This is a genomic window from uncultured Zhongshania sp. (assembly GCF_963975605.1).
GTDB lineage: Bacteria > Pseudomonadota > Gammaproteobacteria > Pseudomonadales > Spongiibacteraceae > Spongiibacter > Spongiibacter aquimaris.
Genome location: NZ_CAXBHN010000004.1, coordinates 140,286 through 160,682 on the forward strand (window position 1 = coordinate 140,286; position 20,397 = coordinate 160,682).

Consider the following 20,397-nt stretch of genomic DNA (forward strand, 5'->3'; position numbering starts at 1 on the left):
ACAACGATGGCAATATTTGGAACAGATGGCGTGCGTGGCAAAGTTGGGGAGTATCCGATCACGCCAGATTTTGCATTGCATTTGGGGTGGGCGGCAGGTTGCGTCTTATCTAAAAACGGAGCCAAGCGAGTAGTGGTGGGAAAAGATACTCGCAACTCCGGTTATATGCTCGAATCGGCGATTCAGGCGGGCTTATCTGCAGCGGGAGTAGATGTCTTACTAACCGGCCCGCTGCCAACACCAGCTATCGCCTATTTAACAAATACCTACCGCGCATCGGCCGGCGTGGTCATTAGCGCGTCTCACAATCCCTATTACGATAATGGCATTAAGTTTTTTTGTGCTAAAGGTGAAAAACTTTCAGACGCGGTGCAAGCCGAAATCGAAGAGATGCTTGGCAAAACAGTAACCGGCGTCGCACCAGAAAAACTAGGTAAAGCTTATCGTATGGATGACGCAACGGGGCGCTATATCGAATTTTGCAAATCCACCTTTGGAAATAATCTAACGCTATCGGGCCTTAAAATAGTTGTTGATGCCGCGCATGGCGCCGCCTATAAATCTCTGCCCGCGGTGATTAGTGAACTAGGCGCAAGTGTTACGACAATTGGCGTCGACCCCAACGGACTGAACATCAATGAGCGCTGCGGTGCAACCGATGTCACTCAACTTGCCGATACCGTGCTCGCGGAAGGCGCCGACCTCGGGCTCGCGGTCGATGGGGATGGTGATCGTATTATTTTTGTTGATCATACTGGCGCGGTGCGCGACGGCGACCACTTGTTATACGTGATCGCAAAACATAAGGCGTCGCGAGATCTGATGAGCGGTGGGGTTGTTGGCACCTACATGAGCAATATTGGCTTGGAAAAAGCCTTCTCCGACATTGGCATCCCCTTTTGCCGCGCCAAGGTGGGTGACCGCTATGTGATGGAGAAAATGAAAGCGAGAGAGTGGCAGCTCGGCGGCGAGCCGTCAGGCCATATTATATGCAGAGACAAAATATCGACCGGCGACGGTATCATCGCTGCACTACAAGTTCTTGAGGCAGTAGTGGGGCAGGAAAAGAGCTTGCACGAGCTGTGTTCCGAATGGACCGCTTTCCCGCAAACGCTACTCAATGTCGGCGTGATTAACAAAACAATATCAGCGCTTGATCACGCAGCGGTGACGGACGCCGTTAAAAAAGCCGAAGGTGCCTTAGCGACGCATACCGATACACCAATGGGGCGTGTGCTGTTAAGAGCATCGGGCACCGAACCGCTTATTAGGGTAATGGTCGAGGCCCAAAGCGCGGAGCTGTCAAAATTTTGGGCCGATGAAATTGCAGGTGCGGTACAAAATGTTGCCTAACATATCTTCTAACGACGTGCGCCGCCGCACACTCGTTCGTTCCGCCATCGGAGCCGCACTATTAGTCAGTGCTGGCGCCTGTCAGGTAGCAACCGCGAGCCCGCCAAAAGCCAATTCGGCTTGGGTTTACGATGTTCTGAATCGTCCCGGCAAAGAGCGAACATTCAAGCCGGGACTGTTCGCAAAAGATATCAACGACTATAACAGCCTAGCCAAGAGCGATAGCAAAATAAGCAGTATCTACAGCTATTTTGGCAGCATGGAATTGTATTGCCCCGGCCAAGGGACTGCATATTGCCCGATCTCGAAAATGATTCTCAGCGAAGCCAGCGGCGCTGGCGAGCGTAAACCAGGTGCGCCACGCAGCGAAACCCTAAGCCGATATCATCAGGATATTGACGCCAGTGAACAGCACCCCACCACCGTCGAAGCGGTGATTGACGGAGTCGTTAACGCCCACTACGCCGGGAGCCTGCGCGGATTTAACGAACTGTCCCAAAGTGCTGCCGAGGCATTTGCCGACAAAATCACCGAGCGCGTGTGCAGCGACCCGGATATCGACGGCGTACAGTTTGACCTGGAGCCCTTCAATGTAAACAAGCAAAACGGCCAGTACTTTTTTTACAAGCGCATCGCAAATAATTTCGCAGCGGCTACTGACGCTGGCAAAGACTGCGCCAATGAAGATCACCCGACCGGCCGCTATTTCTCGGTATTTGCCGCTGCCCGGCACCTTCAACCCGGCACCCCTGGCGCAGAGAACCTGCAAGACATTATGCACACTCAGGGCAACGCCTATATGATCGCCCCGCTGTACGATCTGGCTGCAACACCACTGGGACAGCAGACCGGTGTCGCGAACTACCGCCAACAAGTTCAGACCCAAACTGCGCAACTGGCGCAATGGGCCAATGAAGCGCAGGTGTACTACAAATTTGGCGTTCCGGCAGCGGCTTCAGTACACGAGTTCGCTGGGTGTAACGGCAAAGCATGTCGCCAGGTAGCAACTGAGTCGATATCGCAGCTTGACTACCTGAATGCGGCGATCGAGGCGATCAATAACAGCGGTGCGCGCGGTCAACTCTACTACTTAGGCACCGCAATATGGGCGTGGAGTCAGGCGATTGTCCACGGCGGCGCCCAATTCTCGCCCGCATCGCCGCCTGCCGATGTCATTCATTACTTACAACAAAACCTCTGAAACACGCCACCACGGCCGCTTGGATCGTTTTATCAATTTCGGTGTCGATTAAGGTACTCGGTGATAAGGCCCCGTGAGTGATTACGCGAATAATGGGGCAAGAGAGCGACGGGGCGCATCGATCAATGATTAATTTTCACCCTCCAGAAAAAAGTCAAAAAGGGTCTAAAAAGCGCCGCTCGTGGGCACTAAAGCGGTCCTTGATAGCTTTTCGCAGAAAGCTCAATGTCAAAAACCTCCGCTTTCTGGTGCCTCGCACTGTTGCTCAGCAGGTGGGCCTCAGCTTTGCTGTTATTGTTATGCCGCTGGTACTGGCACTGATCGTAGCGTCTGTGTATGTGGACAACGCCATGAAAGAGAGTCAGAAGGCAATTCTGCTGTCTACCGAAGGTGTCCGGCACAGCCTGACCTTAGCAAACACCTTGCGTGATATGGAGCGCAGCGCCCGCGTTTATCAAGTGATGGGCGACGAGCGCTTGCTGGCAACCTATGAACGCCTCAGAGCGGAACTGATTTACACCATTAAACAGCTGTATAAGCTCGACATCGAGACCGGTCAAATATCCCCGATTAGCTACTTATTGAACAAAGAGCAAAGTATTCACAGCGCGCTATCCGGTCTGCCAGCGGGATCTCCGGAGACTAGCGCTGCCATCGAAAATTTCACTGATCTGCGCAAAATCACAGACACCCTGATTCAAACCAGCAGTATGACCGTCGAAACCAAAGTGAATGCAATGAAACAAGCCGGCGCAACAGCGCGAGCAGCATTGCTCGTGGAGGCCGCTGCCGCCATTGTGGTCGCACTGTTTCTCGCACTGATGGTAATACCACGCATTTTTAATTACGCCAGAGCACTCGATCGCAGTATCCACCAGCTTGGGGTCGGTAATCTCAAACAAAAGATTAGTCTTAAAGGCCCACGCGACATTCGCGAGTTAGGCGCTCGTTTAGAATGGCTGCGGGAACAGTTAAACCTCTTAGAATCCCAGAAGCAGCATTTTCTCCAGCACGTGTCTCATGAGCTAAAAACTCCGCTGTCGAGTATCCGCGAAGGCGCCTGCCTGCTATCTGATGATGTTGCCGGGGTGCTAAACAAAGAGCAGCGAGAAATAATTGAGATCTTGCAACGAAATTGTGGGCATTTGCAGCGACAGATCGAAGGTTTGCTGGAATTCAGCGCAAATATGCAGCCATTTCAACCAAAACATCAGCAGCGAGCTCGACTCGACGAGCAAATTTTTGCGATCACTACGGAACATACACTACAGATTCGTGCCAAAGCATTGCGTGTCACAACAGAACTGGAACCGCTGGTAATTTTTGAAGACACAACGCAGATCAATACCGTATTAGACAATTTGATCTCCAACGCGGTGAAATTTACCACGCCGGGAGGAGGCATTTCGATAAAGGCATATAAAGATCGCAATAACGCCGTTGTCGAAGTGGAAAATGAAGGTCCAGGTATTGCTGTACACGAGCACGACCGTATTTTCGATGCCTTCTATAAAATTAGCGTCCCACACCGACCTTCCGAGGAGGGCAGCGGACTGGGCCTCTCGATTGCAAAACTTTATGCCAAATCCCACGGAGGAGATATTGAAGTTGCGGAAAGTCAGATTGGGGCACTTTTTCGGCTTACCCTACCAATGGAGGCCGCGGCACCCTAAGGGTGCCAAACTATTGGTGCTTTTTATTTTGATGATGGGCGGCCTATCAGCCTGCAGCACAATCGCGCTGAACAACGGCACCAAAAGCACCAGTGCTAAATACTTTAGCCGCTCGGAATCGGGCTTGCTCGCTTACGCTCGCCACCTCGGCGAGCTCGGTCCTGGCCAGCTAGGCAAAGAGCAGAGTGCGGCGACAGCGGAATATCGAAATCAAGACGATAATTACAACACCTTGCGTCTGGCCTTGGCCCTAATGCAATCGACGACCGATATGGCAAAGCAAAACAGTGCAGAGGCACTTTTGCGAAAACTCATGCGCAATCGCTCCACAGCTGGCGTCAACAGTTTCGTATATCAAAACGAAGCCTACTACGATTTAGGCCAACTCCTGTTGAATACCATCGCCGCTAGAAAGCAGCTGGTTGCAGACCATCACGAGCTCGAACAAAAGCTGGAAAAGCTGTTGTTTATTGAGAACCGGTTCGGCAACACTAACGGTGCCAACCAGCGCTAACCGCTTCTATTGGAGGATTACCGTGGCACGAATAATGATAGTTGACGACAACGAGGACATTCGGACCTTGCTAACTAAGCGGCTACAAGCTGCTGGTCACGAAATTGAAAGTGCCGAAAGTGGCGAGCACGCACTAGCCTACGCGCCCACCTTCCAGCCACAGTTAGTCATTACCGATTTGCGTATGGCGAACATGGACGGAATGACACTGTTCGAAAAACTAAAGTTTAATCAACCCACCCTTCCCATCATCATTATCACCGCCCACGGCACAATTTCCCACGCCGTCGAAGCGACCAAACAAGGTGCGTTTAGCTACCTTACCAAGCCCTTTGACAGCGCTGAGCTGCTAGCCGACATAGACAGTGCGCTCGCAACCTCCGGCTCGCCACAGCAAAACGAGGGAAACGAGCTTTCATTTGGCCACGAGATCGTCACCCAAAATCGCGCCGTCCTTGAAACGCTAAAGCAGACTGAGCTCGTTGCAAGGAGTGACGCCAGCATCCTTATTCAAAGCGAGAGCGGCACCGGCAAAGAACTACTGGCCAAGGCGATTCATCAGGCCAGTGATCGCAAGGATTTCCCTTTTATTGCCTTAAATTGCGGCTCGGTACCCGCTGAGCTGTTGGAATCAGAACTTTTCGGCCACCGCAAAGGCGCCTTCACCGGCGCCACCCACGAACACGAAGGGCTGATTCAAGCAGCTGAAGATGGCACTCTATTCCTAGACGAAATTGGCGATATGCCTCTGCAGTTTCAGGTCAAACTACTGCGGGTATTGCAAGAAAAAGAAGTCCGACCGGTTGGGTCTACGCAGAGCCGTTCTGTAAATGTAAGGGTAGTCTCGGCCACCCACCGCGACCTGAAACAATCCATTGTCGACAAACAGTTTCGCGAAGACCTTTACTACCGCCTAAATGTTGTACAACTGGAGTTGCCACCTTTGCGTGAGCGTCGCGACGATATACCGCTACTGGCACAGCATTTTATCGAGCAGCTAACGCCGAAACATCGCGCCCGCAAACACTTTTCCACTGACGCCATGGGGATACTAGCCTCCGCATCGTGGCCCGGAAATATCCGCCAATTGCGCAACGTCGTTGAGCAGACCCTCGTGCTGTCGCACACAGAAATCATTCCAGCTAGCTTGGTTAAACGCGCGCTCAAAGAGGATTTCGGCGACATTCGCTCGTTTATGGAAGCCCGAGAATACTTCGAGCGCGAGTACCTCACAGAAATTTTGCGCATCACCAGTGGCAATGTGACGCAGGCCGCCCACATGGCAAAACGCAATCGCACAGAATTTTATCGATTACTTCGCCGCCATCACTTAGAGCCCCATCTCTTTCGACAACGCATCAGTTTGGGCTAACTTAGGTTTTTGCGGACTAGTTTGCAGCGCACAAAGATCACGCGCTAAGTATCCATTAGAATGCCAATACCGCTAGGAAAACAGCACCGCCAGAGATCTGCGCTCGGCAAAAATTACGCTTATTAATTTGGCGATACTGGGTGAGCTAGGCGCGTTTACTTAAACTTCTCACGCCAAACTAAGCAAACAACTTAGTGCGATTTTAGAATAGTTAGAAAACAGAAAAACCTGTTAACTGCGATAATTCACAGCGCCAAAAACAACGCAGCTGCAAGTTTTTCTTTAGTAGTGACTACCCAACTGCACCCACGGTGTTTTACCTTCTTGGTGATACACCGTAAAGCGTGTGAGTCCTGCATAGGGAACACCCAATCGTGTCATCGCACCCATCGGCATGCCCAACCAATGGCAAATCATGACGCGTATAACAGCGCCGTGCGCAACCAGTAACAAAGATTGGCCTTGGTGATGCTCTGCAATGGCATCTAACTCGGCTGTGATGCGTTGACAAAAATCAGGCATAGGTTCACCGTTAGGTGGGCTTGCCTCAGCCGGTGATTCCCAAAAATCTGCCCACTCCTGGGGGAACCGTTGGCGAGCTACGTCGTGCGCTAAACCTTCCCAGTCGCCAAAGTGCATTTCGCGAAGTTCGTCGCGCACGGTCATTGGTGTATCGCGCTCTGTTGCCAGCATTTCCGCAAAGCGGTGGCAGCGCTTAAGTGGTGAACTTAAAATATTGTCCCAGCGGGTGTCACCCATGCTCACCACTTTATCTCGCATTTGCTGCCAGCCAAGTTCGCTCAGTGCCACGTCGGTGCTACCCCGAAAAATTTCGCCACCCTCGCAGGCGCCGTGGCGAAGCAGATCGATACGTGTTGTGGTTACCTTAGCCATTGCGATAGTCCCAAATTAATTATTGCCACGACTCACACCGGCTTGTTCAAAACTCGCCATTTCAATTTGCAGTCGACAGGCCGCTTGCATAATCGGTAAGGCCAAAGCGGCGCCACTGCCTTCACCAAGGCGCATGTCTAATTGCAACAGCGGCTCTGCTTCCATTTTATTTAAAAGGCGGCTGTGTCCTGGCTCCGCTGAGCAGTGGGAGAAAAACAACCAAGGCCGAATTGAAGGATTAATACGCACTGCCGACATGGCCGCCGCCGTGCAAATATAACCGTCGACCAAGACTGCGATGCCCTTTTGCGCGGCGTGAATATATGCACCGGCCAAGGCGCTAATTTCATAGCCACCGATACGACGCAATACTTCCATGCCATTTTTCATATGGGGCAAATGGCGTGACATGGCGCGGGTTACCACCGCCGATTTTTTAGCCAACATTTGGTCGCTTATTCCGGTGCCGCGACCGACCATTGCCGTCGCTGATAATCGCGTGTGCGCAACCGCCAAAGCCGCTGCCGACGTGCTGTTGCCAATCCCCATCTCACCACCGATAAAAATATCGATATCGCCAGCTTGATCGATAATATCGCGGCCGACCGCCATGGCTTCTTCACACTGTTCCATGGTCATGGCTTCGGTGACACACATATTTTGGGTGCCTGCCCCAACGCGCATATCCAGGACATTCGGCAAGTCTTCCAGTGCGTACACAGTACCTACATTTATGACTTTAAAATCAGCACCCAACGCCTTGGCAAGTACACTAATCGCGGCACCACCGCTGGCAAAGTTGCGTACCATTTCAGAGGTAACCGATTGCGGATAGGCAGATACGTCCTCGGTAGTCACGCCGTGGTCTCCGGCAAATACGGCAATTAACGCCTTGTTTACGTGGGGCTCCAAGGTGCGCTGAATAGACGACAGTTGAATAGCGACGTCTTCCAATCTTCCCAATGCACCTATCGGTTTCGTTAAGCTCGCTTGGCGCGCTTGCGCCGAAGCGCGAAATTCTTCGTCAGCTTCAGGCGCCGACTCCTCATACCAATGTGACATATTTTATCCCTTCAGAACCTGCTCTAAACCCGCCGTTACCAACACAACTCGATCTGCCATCGCGGCCAAGTCCTGATGCAAGCGCCCCGATTCATCGACAAACTGCCGACTCAATGTGCCCAGTGGCACGATACCCTGCCCTACCTCGTTGCTAACCAATACTATGCGGCCCTCTGCGCGACGTAAAACCTGATAAAACTCATCGCGCTCAGTTTGCCAACTCTTCAGATCATCTTTCATTAGCCAGTTGCTCAACCAAAGCGTTAAGCAATCAACTAGAATAGCGGTACTTGGCGTCGCGTGACGCCGGATTGCCGCCGCAAGCTCCTCGGGCGCTTCAATCGTCTGCCAGCCATCGTTGCGTCGCTGATACTGATGGTGAGCAATTCGCGCTGTCATTTCCTCATCGCCGGCCGTGGCAGTTGCGATGTAGATACGCTGAGCATCGTCTGCACCACCACTTATGCGTTGCTCCGCCAAGCGACTTTTACCCGACCGCGCGCCACCAATATACAGTTCCAACACCGCAATGCCCCCGCTATATGGCCGCCAATACTGCCACCAAAAGGTGATCTGACGTATAGTAAACGGCTTATTCTACAAGACTGGTCGCAACAGAGGGAAATATGGGACATCGATTATCGAAGATTTATACTCGCACCGGCGATGACGGTACCACCGGACTCGGCGATGGCTCGCGTATCGATAAAGATCACCACCGCATGGAAAGTATCGGCACAGTCGATGAGCTTAACTCCGTGATCGGGCTTTTAATGGCCGAACTCCCCAGCGACGATGCCTATATGGCACTTCTCGCACGTATCCAACACGATTTATTTGATCTGGGCGGCGAGCTAGCGGTACCTGGATACACCATGATTAGCGCCGAGCGTATTGGCGAGCTTGAGACGAGTTTAGACGAGTTGAATGAAGACCTACCGCCACTCAAAAATTTTATACTTCCCGGTGGCAGCAAAACTGCAGCGCTCTGCCATATGGCTAGATCTGTCTGCCGTCGCGCCGAGCGCTGCTTGGTCGCGCTGAATAAAACCGATGAGGTTAATGCTACGGGCCGCCAATACTTAAACCGGCTGTCTGATTTTTTATTCGTGATGGCCAGACTGCTGGCACGTCGCAATGGCGGGCAGGAAGTGCTGTGGCTGCAAGCGGATAAGCGTTAGGCCAGTCAAATATCGACCTTCCCGTTTTTGTCGCGACATCGACAAAAACGGGAAGCTATTCATCACTTCACGCAATAATTACCCCAATAAATAATTACCAAAGCCACGCTGCGCCCCTAACACCGCTACTATCTCCGTATTTTGCTTTTAGCAACTGGGTTTCACAACGGTCGCTAAAAACAAAGCCCTGCCAATACTGCGGTACTTTCTGATAAATAATATCGATATTAGAGACCCCGCCACCCAGCACAATGGCCGCAGGGTCTAACAAATTAATAACCCCGGCGAGTGCCTGAGCTAACTGCCGACAATAAGTGTCGAGCACGGTTTCTGCCAAGCCCTCTCCAGCGGCCGCACGACGGGCAATCTCAGGCGCCTTAATCGCCTCCCCGCCCGCAACAAGATAGCTCTTCGCCAAACCAGCACCACACAGATAAGTTTCTATACAGTTTATGCGACCACAGTAACAAAGACGCTCTTCGCTCACACCGGGCATCGGGTTGTGACCCCACTCGCCAGCAATACTGTTCACACCAGCCAGCACTTTTTTATCAATGACAACGCCGCCACCGGTGCCAGTGCCAATAATAACGCCAAACACGGAAAGGTATTCTGCGCCAGCACCGTCAACCGCCTCCGACAAGGCAAAGCAATTGGCGTCGTTACTAAAGCGCACTTCGCAGCCAAGTCGTTTGCCCAAATCGGCTGGCAGCGCACGACCGCTTATGGCGAGGGTATTACTATTTTTAATTAAGCCGGTGAGGGCAGACACCGCGCCCGGCCCACCCAAGCCAACGGTGGCTCGACCGCCTGCTTTGCGCTGCAAGCCCTCAACCAATTCGGCAATAGACTCAACGACCTGCTCATAACTATGTGCAGGGGTAGCGACCCGCTCGCGCGCGATCTGATGGCCATTATCATCTAGTAGTACGCCTTCTATTTTTGTTCCGCCAAGATCAACGCCTATTCGCAAACCGCATTCCTCAAATAATAAGTAAGGGACTCATCCCTAAATCAATTGCACTACCGCTACCACACAAACCCACACTAGCAAGCTACGTGATAACAAATGCTGCACCGCTAATAATTCTTCCGTCGCTAATTTTACAAATTGCTCGCCGTCTACCTGTCCTTCCGGCAAATAGACCGGCAGTGCTTTCATGCCGACGTCATCAAGAATTTCCGCAGAGGGCTGTTGGCTTTCAACATGCTCGCGCCACGCGGATATACACGTATCAAAGTTACCAATAATGGCAAAGGCAAAACCCAGTAAGCGAACCGGCAGCCATTCCAAATAAAATAAGGCAACCGCCGCCCGATCGCGATCTTCCTGCCTTAGCTGATCATCATTCGCCAACAGAAACAGTAGGCGGTACGCCAACGCCGCCGCCGGACCTGCCAAAACAAACCAAAATACCACCGCAAACCAGCGCTCGAAGCCTTGATAGAACATCGCTTTACGCACACTTAAATGCAGCTGCAGCGCATCCTCCGCACCGGTTTCGCACAGCTCTGTGCTAAAACCACGACCATGCTGGTAGGCGCCTTCTAAGTCTCCGCGCTGCCAGCTATTCAGATAAAGCTTTAGTTGTATCTGAAAATCCCCACGGCCCAAGCTGTAGAGCAATAGTGCGACGCTAAGCAAAAATACCGGTAGACCGAACAGCAAAGGACCGAGCAACCACAGCACGGCAAACACCGACAACACTGGCAAGGCTACCAGCACTAGCAACCGAAGAGTGGAGCTGACAATGTCAGATGTCATTGCGCGGTAGCGCGTAAACCACTGATCTTCTTGGATAACGCCACCGCTACCCCAAAACTGCACAGCCGCCCAAGCGATTAGAATGGCAAAGAATTCCATGATTTATCCCAATGCGTTTTTATAATAGGCCCAATCAAAGGCCGAGCCAGGGTCAGTTTTCCGGCCCGGCGCTATATCACAGTGGCCAACTATACGTGCTGTGAGGATAGCCGGATAGTAGCTTTGTAGGCTTTGCGTTACCGCAATTAGCTGTCGATATTGCTCATCGGTGTAAGGGATATCATCGCTACCTTCCAGCTCGATACCAATACTGAAATCATTGCAATTATCCCGCCCTTCAAACTGCGACACACCGGCATGCCAAGCGCGATCGTTAAACGACACAAACTGGTTTATTTTACCATCGCGCTCAATAAACAAGTGCGCGGAGACCGTCAATCCCTGCAGACCGGCAAAGCTGTTGTGAGCACTGCAATCTAGACAATTAGTGAATAGTTCATGCACATGAGCCCCGCCAAAGTGACCCGCAGGCAGGCTGATATTGTGAATCACTAGCAAGCTAATTTCAGCACTATTTGGACGTTGATTATAATTTGGCGATGGGTGCTTATCCGCATTAGCCAGCCAACCCGAAGCTTCAATCAGGTACATACGCTGCCGCCATAAAACACCCCACTATGTTTGCCGCCGCCATGGCATGAATACGCTGAGATTACCCTGCCGGATTGTGTCTTGCAAAACCTCGCCACCAAATCGCACAGTGACATTACGCATTCTCACTAAATGCAGCACCCGCGTCGTCATCAATCAATCGCAACAGGCCCTCCTGCACCATGGTTGCTACCAGCTCGCCGCTTTGCGCATACATATGACCAATCACCAATGAGCGCTCGCCAAAGCTGTTTACACTATGAGTATCGTAAAGATGCCAATTGTTTAAATTAACAGGGCGATGTATCCACATCGAATGATTTAGCGTGGCCATTTGCGATGGCTGCGACGAAATTTGCTCCCGAAAAGGCAGTGATGCCGTACGAATAAAATTGTTATCACAGATAAAAGCCAGTATCGAGCGCTGCAAGGCTTGTTCAGTAGGCAAGGTATGCTTCGCTCTCATCCACATACGCTGCACCGCTGGACGGTTATTAAGCTCTATATAAGAAGGCTGATCAACGCAGCGGAAGTCAAAAACATTATTCGTTACCAAAAAATGGTATAGACCATTCAAGCTGAGCTGCTCGAATTTTTCACGGTAGGACGCCATCGTGGGGAGTGACTCTGGCTCAGCAACAGCGGGCATTATCGGTTGCTGATCAAAGCCCTGCGCGTCGAGGTGAAAAGAGGCATCCAAGGTCAGTAATTCTCGACCTGACTGCACGGCAGACACTCGTCTCACACTGAAATTACGACCGTCTCGCAACGTCGCAACGGTGTAATAAATAGGCTCTTGCAAGCTCCCCGCGCGCAAAAACTGCGCACTCAAGGAATGGCACTCACGCCCCTCAACCAGTTGGCAAGCGGCGGATAGCGCCTGCCCCATAACCTGACCACCAAAAACATGATTTTCTGTCGCTGAATAACGGCTGTGGCCGATAAATTCCTTATCGGCTATGCGCTCCATTCGCAAATGCCCGCAAAAGTCCTCGAGCAAACTCATATCACCATCTCTAACATCATACGTGAACCACGGCCTTTAAAATTGATCATAGGATACATCAGCTACATCGCTACTTTGCAGTCTGGTGTTTTAGAACACGGGTTTATTACACTTGCGCCCACAGCGACATTAAGTTTGTTATGATCGAGCGATGCCCTAAGTAACAATACGTTCGGAGAAATTAATGCGCGTTATCACGGTAAATAAACCAGCCTCTCTAGATAACTTGGCTGTCTCTGAAACGGCCGATCCAGCACCTGGCAACGGCGAAATTCTCGTTCAGTGGCGAGCGAGCTCACTAAACTACCATGACTATCTTGTCGCCAATGGCAGCCTGCCCGTGGTCGACGGGCGCATCCCACTTTCCGACGGCGCTGGTGACATTCTTGCAGTCGGCGACGGCGTGACAAAGTGGCAAGTCGGCGACAAAGTCATGTCAGCGTTTTTCCCCAATTGGGTAGAAGGTAACGCCAATAAAGCTAAGACACTAGCCCTTTTAGGCGACACCGTCGACGGCTGCGCCGTAGAAAAATCATGCCTATCACAAGACTCCGTTACGGCCATTCCCAAAGATTACAGTTACGCAGAAGCCGCTACACTGCCCTGCGCGGCATTAACCGCATGGCGCGCTCTTATTGTTGAAGGCGGTCTACAAGCAGGCGACACCGTACTGGTAGAGGGCTCGGGTGGCATGTCGGTTTTTGCTTTGCAAATAGCTAAAGCAGCGGGCGCCTACGTATACGCTACCACCTCGACCGACGACAAGTTTGAACAACTTAAATCGCTGGGCGCAGACGTCGTCATTAATTATAAAACCGATCCCAAATGGGGAGTGACGATTAACAAACTTTCCGGTGGTGGTGTAGACCATGTATTGGATATCGGCGGTGGCACCACCCTCGCCAACTCCGTTGACGCGGCGCGCATCGGTGGCCATATTTCACTGATCGGTATTCTCGGTGGTTTCACCGCAGAATTGATGTTACCCAAACTGTTTACCAAACAAATGCGCATGACCGGTTTATCTGTCGGCAGTGTCGAAATGCAAAATGCCATGGTGAGATCCATTAACATATCCGGCATTCGCCCCGTTATTGACCGCAGCTTTAGCTTAGAACAACTTGGGGCCGCGTTTCGCTACCAGGAAACGGGTAAGCATTTTGGCAAGATAGTTATCGAGTATTAATAACCCGCAAGCACAAGGTCTGATAACTCATCGAAATGGCGGATAGTCATATCCGCCTGATCTGAAAATATCGCACTTCCCTTGGGGTCATATAAGCAACTGCGCATCCCCGCCGCTTTCGCAGCCTGTAAATCGTAGAGGTAATCACCCACGTAAATGGTATTCGCTGGTGATACTGAAAACCTTGCCGCTAACATCAATAAGCCTTCAGGGTCTGGTTTCGCGGGAGCATCTTCACGACTGATGACCTCCAGCGCCGGAATCGCCAAACGATTTTTGCAAAGCTCAAAAGCAGCTCGGGTATTTCTCGTGACAATTCCCGTTGCAAGGCCCCGCTCAACCAATAACTCCAGCAGAGCCTTTGCCCCAGGCATCCACACCGAGCTCGCTGCGCCAGCCATTTCAAATTCATGAATGACCTGCTCTGCCGCAGCTCGCTCATTTGGGCATGCCAAATTAGCGAGATACGCCAATAAATCTACGTTAGTGGGCCACCCCAATTTGGCGCGCAATGCTTGAAAATTTAAGCCAGAATCAACCAGCGTGCCGTCTAAATCAAACAGGACTGCGGATATATGTTTTGACATCGCCGCTAACTTTTAAGCCGATAGCCGGTGCGGAATATCCAATAGATTCCAGTCAAACAGAGGCTGAGAAACACCAGTATCATCGCCACACTAACCCCGACATTAACGTCAGCTACGCCGTAAAAACTCCAGCGAAAGGCGCTGATCAAATATACCACTGGGTTGGCTAAGGTAATCGACTGCCACAAAGGCGGCAGCATACTGATTGAGTAAAAACTACCGCCGAGAAACGTCAACGGCGTGACAATTAACATGGGCACTACCTGCAGTTTTTCAAAACCATCAGCCCAAATGCCGATGATAAAGCCAAACAAGCTAAAAGTGGCCGCTGTTAAAATTAAAAACGTCACCATCCAAAATGGATGGGCAACGTGATAGTCCACAAACAAATTTGCGGTAAGCAATATAATACTACCGACAATGACCGACTTGGTGGTCGCCGCGCCGACATAGCCCAATACAATTTCTCGCATCGAAATAGGCGCAGACAAAATTTCATAAATAGTGCCGTTGTATTTAGGGAAATAAATACCAAACGAGGCATTGGAAATACTTTCTGTCAGCAGGGCCAACATCACCAAACCTGGAATGATAAACGCCGCATAACTCACTCCATCGATCTCGACCATACGCGAGCCGATAGCGGAGCCGAACACCACAAAATACAGAGAGGTTGATATCACTGGCGATGCAATACTTTGCATAATGGTGCGCCAGGTGCGATGCAACTCAAATTTATAGATTGCCTTTATTGCATGAAAATTCATTGCGCGGCCTCCGTGTCTGCGGATGCTCGCTCTGTTACTAAGCTCACAAATATTTCCTCTAGGGAGCGCTGCTTGGAGCGCAGATCTTTGTAGTCGATACCGTGCTCATCGAGACGCCTAAATAGATCGGCAATACCGGTTTGATCGCCTTGGGTATCAAAATGATAGATCAACTCAAGACCGTCATCGGTTAGCGACAGGGGGTAATCTTTCAATTCCGCGGGTAACGCCAGAAGCGGCTTTTGCAATTGCAGGCGCAATTGTTTTTGTCCCAGTTTATCCATCAAGGCACTTTTTTCTTCTACAAGAATAAGCTCGCCACGGCTAATAACACCGATGCGATCTGCCATTTCTTCCGCTTCTTCGATGTAGTGCGTGGTCAAAATAATGGTGACACCGCGCGCGCGAAGACCGCGAACCATTTCCCACATATCTCGGCGCAGCTCAACATCTACCCCAGCGGTGGGCTCATCGAGAAATAGTATTTCTGGTTCATGCGACAAGGCCTTGGCAATCATCACCCGCCGCTTCATTCCACCCGATAATTCCATAATGCGGGAATCGCGTTTATCCCACAGCGATAACTGGCGTAAAATTTGTTCTATGTATGCTTTATTCGGCGCGCGACCAAATAATCCGCGACTAAAATTGACCGTCGATATCACACTCTCAAAACCGTCTGTACAAAGTTCCTGCGGCACTAAACCAATTTTGCTACGCGCTGCGCGAAAATCGCGAATGATATCGTGACCGTCGGCGGTAATAACGCCAGAACTAGGGTTCACAATGCCGCAAATAATACTGATCATGGTGGTTTTGCCGGCGCCATTTGGCCCGAGCAAGGCAAAAATTTCGCCGCGCTGTATCTCTAGTGAAACGTCGCGTAGTGCTTGAAATCCAGAATCGTAAGTCTTGCTCAAATTTTGAACATTGATAATCGCTGACACGAACACTCCTTAAGACAGCGGCCAATGGTTGCCCGCAAGAGAAAATAAATCGCCCACGAGTGTCGGCGATGTGAGGAAGCTTGGCAAGTACAAGCGCGGTGAAACTAGGGACTAATCGCCAAACCTTAGCAACTAGCTAACTACCTGTGACGGCGGGCAAAGCTGCTGCCAAAACATTTTCGCGGCGGTATCGCTCATCACATTGATTGCGGTCGCATCGAGGTAAATACCGTCAATCAAGAGTCGACTCATGCCGTGCAGTGTCGACCAACTGACCTGTGCAAAACGAAGGGGATCAATATTTGGATTGCGTATCGATTGCTGCCAAACCCGAATCTGCTCGATATAGACTTTGAAGGCATTGTGGGCCTCAACCGTTAATGATTCGGTTAGCTGCTGTGACTTCCACAAGCGAGCACCAAACATCAGCTCATAATATTCCGCATTATCAATCGAGAACTGCACATACCGCCGCACAAACACGCGCACGGCCGCCTCGCTGATCTCAGCTCCCTCGATATAAGGCGGCGTGCGCACGACCTCGCGCAAGCGGCGAAATCCTTCTTCGGCTATGCCGCACAGCAAGGCCTGCTTATCAGCGAAGTGATGATAGGGCGCTGTTCGAGACACACCAAGGTTTTGCGCCAATTTCCTCATAGACAAGCCGGCCTCGCCCTCCTCTCTTAGCAGACGAGCGGCTTCGTCTAAAATTTGACGCCGCAAATCACCGTGGTGATATGGCTTTTCGCTAGTTGGGCAGGAGGCGCTTTCAGGATGACTTGTCATAGTCGCAATTTACCAAGCAATCTTGACACTGTCTATATTGAACTGTAATCTCGACAAACTTGACACCGTCTAGTTTGAGTTTTTTGATAAATGCCATCTCAGCACTAGCGCGACTAAGCCCAACACCCAGAGCGAAGAGAATTCAACTATGAGCAACTACCCCAATATGCTGAAGCCCTTAGACCTCGGCTTCACCGTACTCAAGAACCGCGTCATCATGGGCTCGATGCACACCGGCCTGGAAGAGGCGGAAAATGGTTTTGAACGTATGGCGGCTTTTTTTGCCGAGCGCGCTCGCGGCGGCGTTTCGCTAATTGTGACCGGCGGTTTTGGCCCTAATAAGCGGGCAGCCACACACGAGCACACCAAAATGCTCCGCACTGAAGAAGACTGCGTCGGCCACCGCATAGTGACTGACGCTGTTCACGCTGAAGATGGCAAAATCTGTATGCAGATTCTGCACACGGGTCGCTATGCGTTTAATGAGAATCCCATCGCACCGTCGGCAATCCGCGCGCCAATCAATGCCTTCACTCCGGAAGCTGCGACCGTTGATCAAATTGAAGAGCAGATTCAGGACTTTGTGCTCGCGGCTGTGCTCGCCCAAAAAGCGGGATACGACGGCGTGGAAATCATGGGATCAGAAGGCTATTTCATCAATCAGTTCCTAGCCAAACGCACCAACCATCGCGACGACGAATGGGGTGGCGACTATGAGAATCGCATGCGCTTACCGGTAGAAATTGTGCGCCGAGTACGCGAGGCAACCGGTGAAAACTTTATTATTATCTACCGCCTGTCCATGCTTGACTTGGTTGAAGGTGGCAGTAGCTTCGACGAAATACTCAGCCTCGGACAAGCCGTTGAGAAAGCGGGCGCCACCTTAATTAATACCGGCATCGGCTGGCACGAAGCGCGCGTTCCCACCATCGCGACCAAGGTTCCCCGCGCAGCCTTTACGTGGGTAACCGCCAAGTTCCGCGCAAGTTTAAGCGTGCCGGTTATTACGTCAAACCGTATCAACACCCCAGAAGTTGCCGAGGAAGTACTGGCTCGCGGTGATGCCGATATGGTGTCTATGGCAAGACCCTTCCTTGCAGACTCTGACTTTATCGTGAAGGCCGCTGCGGGACGAGGGGATGAGATCAACACCTGCATAGGCTGTAATCAAGCCTGCTTAGATCATATATTTAGCGGCCAGCTAACCAGCTGCCTTGTTAACCCCCGCGCCTGCCATGAAACTGAATTGAATATATCGGCAGCGACGAAACGTAAAAATATTGCCGTCGTTGGCGCCGGTCCCGCCGGACTCGCCTTTGCCACTACCGCCGCTGAACGGGGTCACACGGTGACCTTATTTGACGGGGCGACTGCTATTGGCGGCCAGTTTAATATCGCCAAGAAAGTGCCAGGCAAAGAAGAGTTTAACGAAACAATCCGCTATTTTGACCGCCGCTTACAGATCACTGGCGTACAAACTAAACTCGGCACCACCGTCAATCAACAAACATTAAATGACGGTGATTTTGACGAGGTGGTATTGGCCACCGGCATCAAGCCGCGCACGCCGCCCATCGACGGCATCGATCACCCCAAAGTCATGAGCTACCTCGATGTGATACGTGACGGTAAAGCCGTTGGCAAAAAAGTCGCCATCATTGGCGCTGGTGGTATCGGTTTTGACGTTGCTGAATTCCTAACTCACAACAGCGATTCGAGCACCAACATTCCCACCTTTATGCGCGAATGGGGTGTGGACATGAGCCTGCAAGCGCGCGGCGGTATTGAAGGTATAACCGCCGAACCCGGTGAGTCACCGCGCGAGGTTTATTTACTACAGCGCAAAGTATCTAAGGTTGGCAATGACCTAGGCAAAACCACCGGCTGGATTCACCGTGCAGGCTTGCAGAAAAAAGGCGTCAATATGGTGCCGGGCTGCGAGTATATAAAAATAGATGATGCTGGCCTACATATCCGTGTCGGCAGCGAGGAACGTATTCTCGACGTCGATAATGTCATTATTTGCGCGGGCCAAGAATCACTTACCGAGCTAAGTGTGGGCTTAAACGCGCCGGTCCATTTAATTGGTGGTGCGCACTTGGCCACGGAATTAGATGCCAAACGCGCGATTGACCAGGGCACGCGACTCGCCGCGGCAATCTAAAAAAATTGCGGGGTATGGAATCTGCCGCCCCGCAATCACCGTATTGAAGATGTGTTTCTAAACTGAGGCCGGCATTTGCTATGCACTAAAACCATGGCACATGACGCAGCACTTCAAACAATGCAACTTCGCAAGCTCGACCGTTTTTTAGCAATTATCTACGTGCTTATCTGTCTTACGGCGTGCAGCAGCACATCGTCAAGTAGTAATACAAACGACGCCACCAGAATCAGCGACCACTACGATGGTGAAAAATTTCACAACCCCTATTGGCTAGAATTTGATAAAAGCATTTGGGATATCATTCGGCTGCGCTACTTTTCCGATCTACAAATAGCCGACAACCAAGCCAACGCCCATCGCGTTCCCGTCGTCGACCGCATCGCTGATCTTCGCTCAGCTGAGCCAGATGAGTTTCAGCTTACCTGGCTGGGGCACGCGAGTTTTTTAATCCAGTATCGCGGCATTGCCATTCTGACCGACCCCATACTATCGCCACGCGTGTCACCACTTCCGCTTGGCGGTTATCCCCGTTTGGTTCCTATGCCCATCGGCGTCGATGACTTACCGGCTATCGATTACGTGCTTATCTCTCATAATCACTATGACCATCTTGATGCAAATACGATAGAAGCGCTGGGGAAATCACCCCATTATTTGGTGCCCGCAAAACTTGGCACTTGGTTTACCAAATTGGGAATTCCACCCGATCACATCCACGAATTTGATTGGTGGGAAAGCCGTGAAGATGCCAATGTCATCGTCACCGCAACCCCCTCACAACATTGGTCTGGGCGCGGCTTATTCGACCGCTTTGACACTTTGTGGGCATCTTGGCATGTGAAAATTGCCAACCGAAGTATTTGGTTTGCGGGCGATACCGGATACAACCCTCATCAGTTTGTTGAGATTGGGAAACGCCTCGGCGGCGTTGATTTAGCGTTAATCCCAATTGGCGCCTACCATCCACGTAGCTTTCTCAAAGAACAACACGTGGACCCTGAGCAAGCTATTCAAATTCACAAAGATATACAGGCTAAACGCAGTATTGGCATGCACTGGGGGACCTTTCAGCTTAGCGCTGAAGCCATAGATGAACCGGTAAAACTCATTGCGCAAGCGCAACGACAAGGCCGCATAAATGAAGGCGAGTTCACTACCATGTCTATAGGAGAAACTCGAAAGCTCCCTTAATATTCAGGTCATTTAAACGGATCGTAAAACTCGTTCATAAGTATAAGCCACTGTATTTGGGTGGAACAAAAGGCAAAACAACGCCTCCAAGTCC

General features: G+C 51.2%; 20 protein-coding genes. 9 read left to right on the top strand and 11 right to left on the bottom strand.

The window, feature by feature from the left end; genetic code table 11:
* Positions 1-6: 6 nt before the first annotated feature.
* The 5 genes from glmM (at position 7) to AAC007_RS06160 (ending at position 6,113) form a co-directional block, all read left to right on the top strand.
* Entirely contained in the window at positions 7-1,353 is a 1,347-nt protein-coding gene (gene glmM, locus AAC007_RS06140) for a phosphoglucosamine mutase (protein ID WP_295873873.1), read from the top strand.
* On the top strand, positions 1,343-2,554 hold the full coding sequence (locus tag AAC007_RS06145) for a hypothetical protein (protein WP_295873876.1): 1,212 nt from the start codon (positions 1,343-1,345) through the stop codon (positions 2,552-2,554). The genes glmM and AAC007_RS06145 overlap by 11 nt, the downstream gene beginning before the upstream one ends.
* A gap of 125 nt (positions 2,555-2,679) precedes the next feature.
* On the top strand, positions 2,680-4,227 hold the full coding sequence (locus AAC007_RS06150; protein WP_339675281.1) for a HAMP domain-containing sensor histidine kinase: 1,548 nt from the start codon (positions 2,680-2,682) through the stop codon (positions 4,225-4,227).
* Positions 4,228-4,240: 13 nt separating this feature from the next.
* The gene (locus AAC007_RS06155; protein ID WP_295873879.1) at positions 4,241-4,741 is read left to right on the top strand and encodes a hypothetical protein; all 501 of its coding nucleotides are present in this window, start codon (positions 4,241-4,243) and stop codon (positions 4,739-4,741) included.
* 22 nt (positions 4,742-4,763) lie between these two features.
* On the top strand, positions 4,764-6,113 hold the full coding sequence (locus AAC007_RS06160) for a sigma 54-interacting transcriptional regulator (RefSeq protein WP_339675283.1): 1,350 nt from the start codon (positions 4,764-4,766) through the stop codon (positions 6,111-6,113).
* A gap of 282 nt (positions 6,114-6,395) precedes the next feature.
* Here AAC007_RS06160 and cobC read toward each other — a convergent pair whose 3' ends face one another.
* The 3 genes from cobC to cobU are packed head-to-tail and all read right to left on the bottom strand — an operon-like array spanning position 6,396 to position 8,594.
* On the bottom strand, positions 6,396-7,007 hold the full coding sequence (gene cobC / locus AAC007_RS06165; RefSeq protein ID WP_339675286.1) for an alpha-ribazole phosphatase: 612 nt from the start codon (positions 7,005-7,007) through the stop codon (positions 6,396-6,398).
* Positions 7,008-7,022: 15 nt separating this feature from the next.
* Positions 7,023-8,069, bottom strand: a complete 1,047-nt coding sequence (gene cobT, locus AAC007_RS06170; protein ID WP_296434938.1) for a nicotinate-nucleotide--dimethylbenzimidazole phosphoribosyltransferase — start codon at positions 8,067-8,069, stop codon at positions 7,023-7,025.
* Between the two features lie 3 nt (positions 8,070-8,072).
* Positions 8,073-8,594, bottom strand: coding sequence for a bifunctional adenosylcobinamide kinase/adenosylcobinamide-phosphate guanylyltransferase (gene cobU / locus AAC007_RS06175; RefSeq protein ID WP_295873885.1), 522 nt, complete (start codon positions 8,592-8,594; stop codon positions 8,073-8,075).
* A gap of 101 nt (positions 8,595-8,695) precedes the next feature.
* Here cobU and AAC007_RS06180 point away from each other — a divergent pair, with 101 nt between their 5' ends.
* Entirely contained in the window at positions 8,696-9,250 is a 555-nt protein-coding gene (locus tag AAC007_RS06180) for a cob(I)yrinic acid a,c-diamide adenosyltransferase (protein ID WP_219042514.1), read from the top strand.
* Between the two features lie 94 nt (positions 9,251-9,344).
* On the opposite strand, the gene AAC007_RS06185 is transcribed toward AAC007_RS06180, so the two are convergent.
* The 4 genes from AAC007_RS06185 to AAC007_RS06200 all read right to left on the bottom strand — a co-directional run bounded on the left by AAC007_RS06185 (position 9,345) and on the right by AAC007_RS06200 (position 12,672).
* Positions 9,345-10,223: an ROK family protein gene (locus AAC007_RS06185; protein WP_339675289.1), complete on the bottom strand. Its 879-nt coding sequence runs from the start codon at positions 10,221-10,223 to the stop codon at positions 9,345-9,347.
* Between the two features lie 36 nt (positions 10,224-10,259).
* Positions 10,260-11,114, bottom strand: a complete 855-nt coding sequence (ampE, locus tag AAC007_RS06190; RefSeq protein ID WP_339675291.1) for a regulatory signaling modulator protein AmpE — start codon at positions 11,112-11,114, stop codon at positions 10,260-10,262.
* Positions 11,115-11,117: 3 nt separating this feature from the next.
* Entirely contained in the window at positions 11,118-11,666 is a 549-nt protein-coding gene (gene ampD, locus AAC007_RS06195) for a 1,6-anhydro-N-acetylmuramyl-L-alanine amidase AmpD (RefSeq protein WP_296434930.1), read from the bottom strand.
* A 115-nt stretch (positions 11,667-11,781) separates the two neighbouring features.
* The gene (locus AAC007_RS06200) at positions 11,782-12,672 is read right to left on the bottom strand and encodes an acyl-CoA thioesterase domain-containing protein (protein WP_339675294.1); all 891 of its coding nucleotides are present in this window, start codon (positions 12,670-12,672) and stop codon (positions 11,782-11,784) included.
* A gap of 184 nt (positions 12,673-12,856) precedes the next feature.
* Between AAC007_RS06200 and AAC007_RS06205 the strand changes: the two genes are divergently transcribed.
* Complete coding sequence (locus AAC007_RS06205; RefSeq protein WP_339675297.1) at positions 12,857-13,858, top strand: NAD(P)-dependent alcohol dehydrogenase; 1,002 nt, start codon at positions 12,857-12,859, stop codon at positions 13,856-13,858.
* Here AAC007_RS06205 and AAC007_RS06210 read toward each other — a convergent pair.
* The 4 genes from AAC007_RS06210 to AAC007_RS06225 all read right to left on the bottom strand — a co-directional run bounded on the left by AAC007_RS06210 (position 13,855) and on the right by AAC007_RS06225 (position 16,945).
* Positions 13,855-14,445, bottom strand: coding sequence for an HAD family hydrolase (locus tag AAC007_RS06210; protein ID WP_339675299.1), 591 nt, complete (start codon positions 14,443-14,445; stop codon positions 13,855-13,857). The two genes, AAC007_RS06205 and AAC007_RS06210, sit on opposite strands and share 4 nt — an antisense overlap.
* A 5-nt stretch (positions 14,446-14,450) precedes the next feature.
* Entirely contained in the window at positions 14,451-15,212 is a 762-nt protein-coding gene (locus AAC007_RS06215) for an ABC transporter permease (protein ID WP_339675301.1), read from the bottom strand.
* Entirely contained in the window at positions 15,209-16,159 is a 951-nt protein-coding gene (locus AAC007_RS06220) for an ABC transporter ATP-binding protein (RefSeq protein ID WP_339675303.1), read from the bottom strand. Before AAC007_RS06220 ends, AAC007_RS06215 begins: the two co-directional genes overlap by 4 nt.
* Before the next feature lie 132 nt (positions 16,160-16,291).
* The gene (locus AAC007_RS06225) at positions 16,292-16,945 is read right to left on the bottom strand and encodes a TetR/AcrR family transcriptional regulator (RefSeq protein WP_295873908.1); all 654 of its coding nucleotides are present in this window, start codon (positions 16,943-16,945) and stop codon (positions 16,292-16,294) included.
* A gap of 148 nt (positions 16,946-17,093) precedes the next feature.
* Between AAC007_RS06225 and AAC007_RS06230 the strand changes: the two genes are divergently transcribed.
* Both AAC007_RS06230 and AAC007_RS06235 read left to right on the top strand, forming a co-directional pair.
* Positions 17,094-19,109, top strand: a complete 2,016-nt coding sequence (locus AAC007_RS06230) for an NADPH-dependent 2,4-dienoyl-CoA reductase (protein ID WP_339675305.1) — start codon at positions 17,094-17,096, stop codon at positions 19,107-19,109.
* Positions 19,110-19,202: 93 nt separating this feature from the next.
* Positions 19,203-20,303 carry an MBL fold metallo-hydrolase gene (locus tag AAC007_RS06235; RefSeq protein WP_339675308.1) on the top strand — a complete coding sequence of 367 codons (1,101 nt, stop codon included), beginning with the start codon at positions 19,203-19,205 and terminating at the stop codon, positions 20,301-20,303.
* The last annotated feature ends 94 nt before the right edge of the window (positions 20,304-20,397 follow it).

Coding starts and splice junctions, on each gene's coding strand:
- cobC (WP_339675286.1), bottom strand. CDS start 7,007: ATGGCTAAGGTAACCACAACACGTATCGATCTGCTTCGCCACGGCGCC.
- AAC007_RS06210 (WP_339675299.1), bottom strand. CDS start 14,445: ATGTCAAAACATATATCCGCAGTCCTGTTTGATTTAGACGGCACGCTG.
- AAC007_RS06225 (WP_295873908.1), bottom strand. CDS start 16,945: ATGACAAGTCATCCTGAAAGCGCCTCCTGCCCAACTAGCGAAAAGCCA.
- cobT (WP_296434938.1), bottom strand. CDS start 8,069: ATGTCACATTGGTATGAGGAGTCGGCGCCTGAAGCTGACGAAGAATTT.
- AAC007_RS06235 (WP_339675308.1), top strand. CDS start 19,203: ATGGCACATGACGCAGCACTTCAAACAATGCAACTTCGCAAGCTCGAC.
- AAC007_RS06150 (WP_339675281.1), top strand. CDS start 2,680: ATGATTAATTTTCACCCTCCAGAAAAAAGTCAAAAAGGGTCTAAAAAG.
- AAC007_RS06205 (WP_339675297.1), top strand. CDS start 12,857: ATGCGCGTTATCACGGTAAATAAACCAGCCTCTCTAGATAACTTGGCT.
- ampE (WP_339675291.1), bottom strand. CDS start 11,114: ATGGAATTCTTTGCCATTCTAATCGCTTGGGCGGCTGTGCAGTTTTGG.
- glmM (WP_295873873.1), top strand. CDS start 7: ATGGCAATATTTGGAACAGATGGCGTGCGTGGCAAAGTTGGGGAGTAT.
- ampD (WP_296434930.1), bottom strand. CDS start 11,666: ATGTACCTGATTGAAGCTTCGGGTTGGCTGGCTAATGCGGATAAGCAC.
- AAC007_RS06145 (WP_295873876.1), top strand. CDS start 1,343: ATGTTGCCTAACATATCTTCTAACGACGTGCGCCGCCGCACACTCGTT.
- AAC007_RS06230 (WP_339675305.1), top strand. CDS start 17,094: ATGAGCAACTACCCCAATATGCTGAAGCCCTTAGACCTCGGCTTCACC.
- AAC007_RS06215 (WP_339675301.1), bottom strand. CDS start 15,212: ATGAATTTTCATGCAATAAAGGCAATCTATAAATTTGAGTTGCATCGC.
- AAC007_RS06180 (WP_219042514.1), top strand. CDS start 8,696: ATGGGACATCGATTATCGAAGATTTATACTCGCACCGGCGATGACGGT.
- AAC007_RS06200 (WP_339675294.1), bottom strand. CDS start 12,672: ATGAGTTTGCTCGAGGACTTTTGCGGGCATTTGCGAATGGAGCGCATA.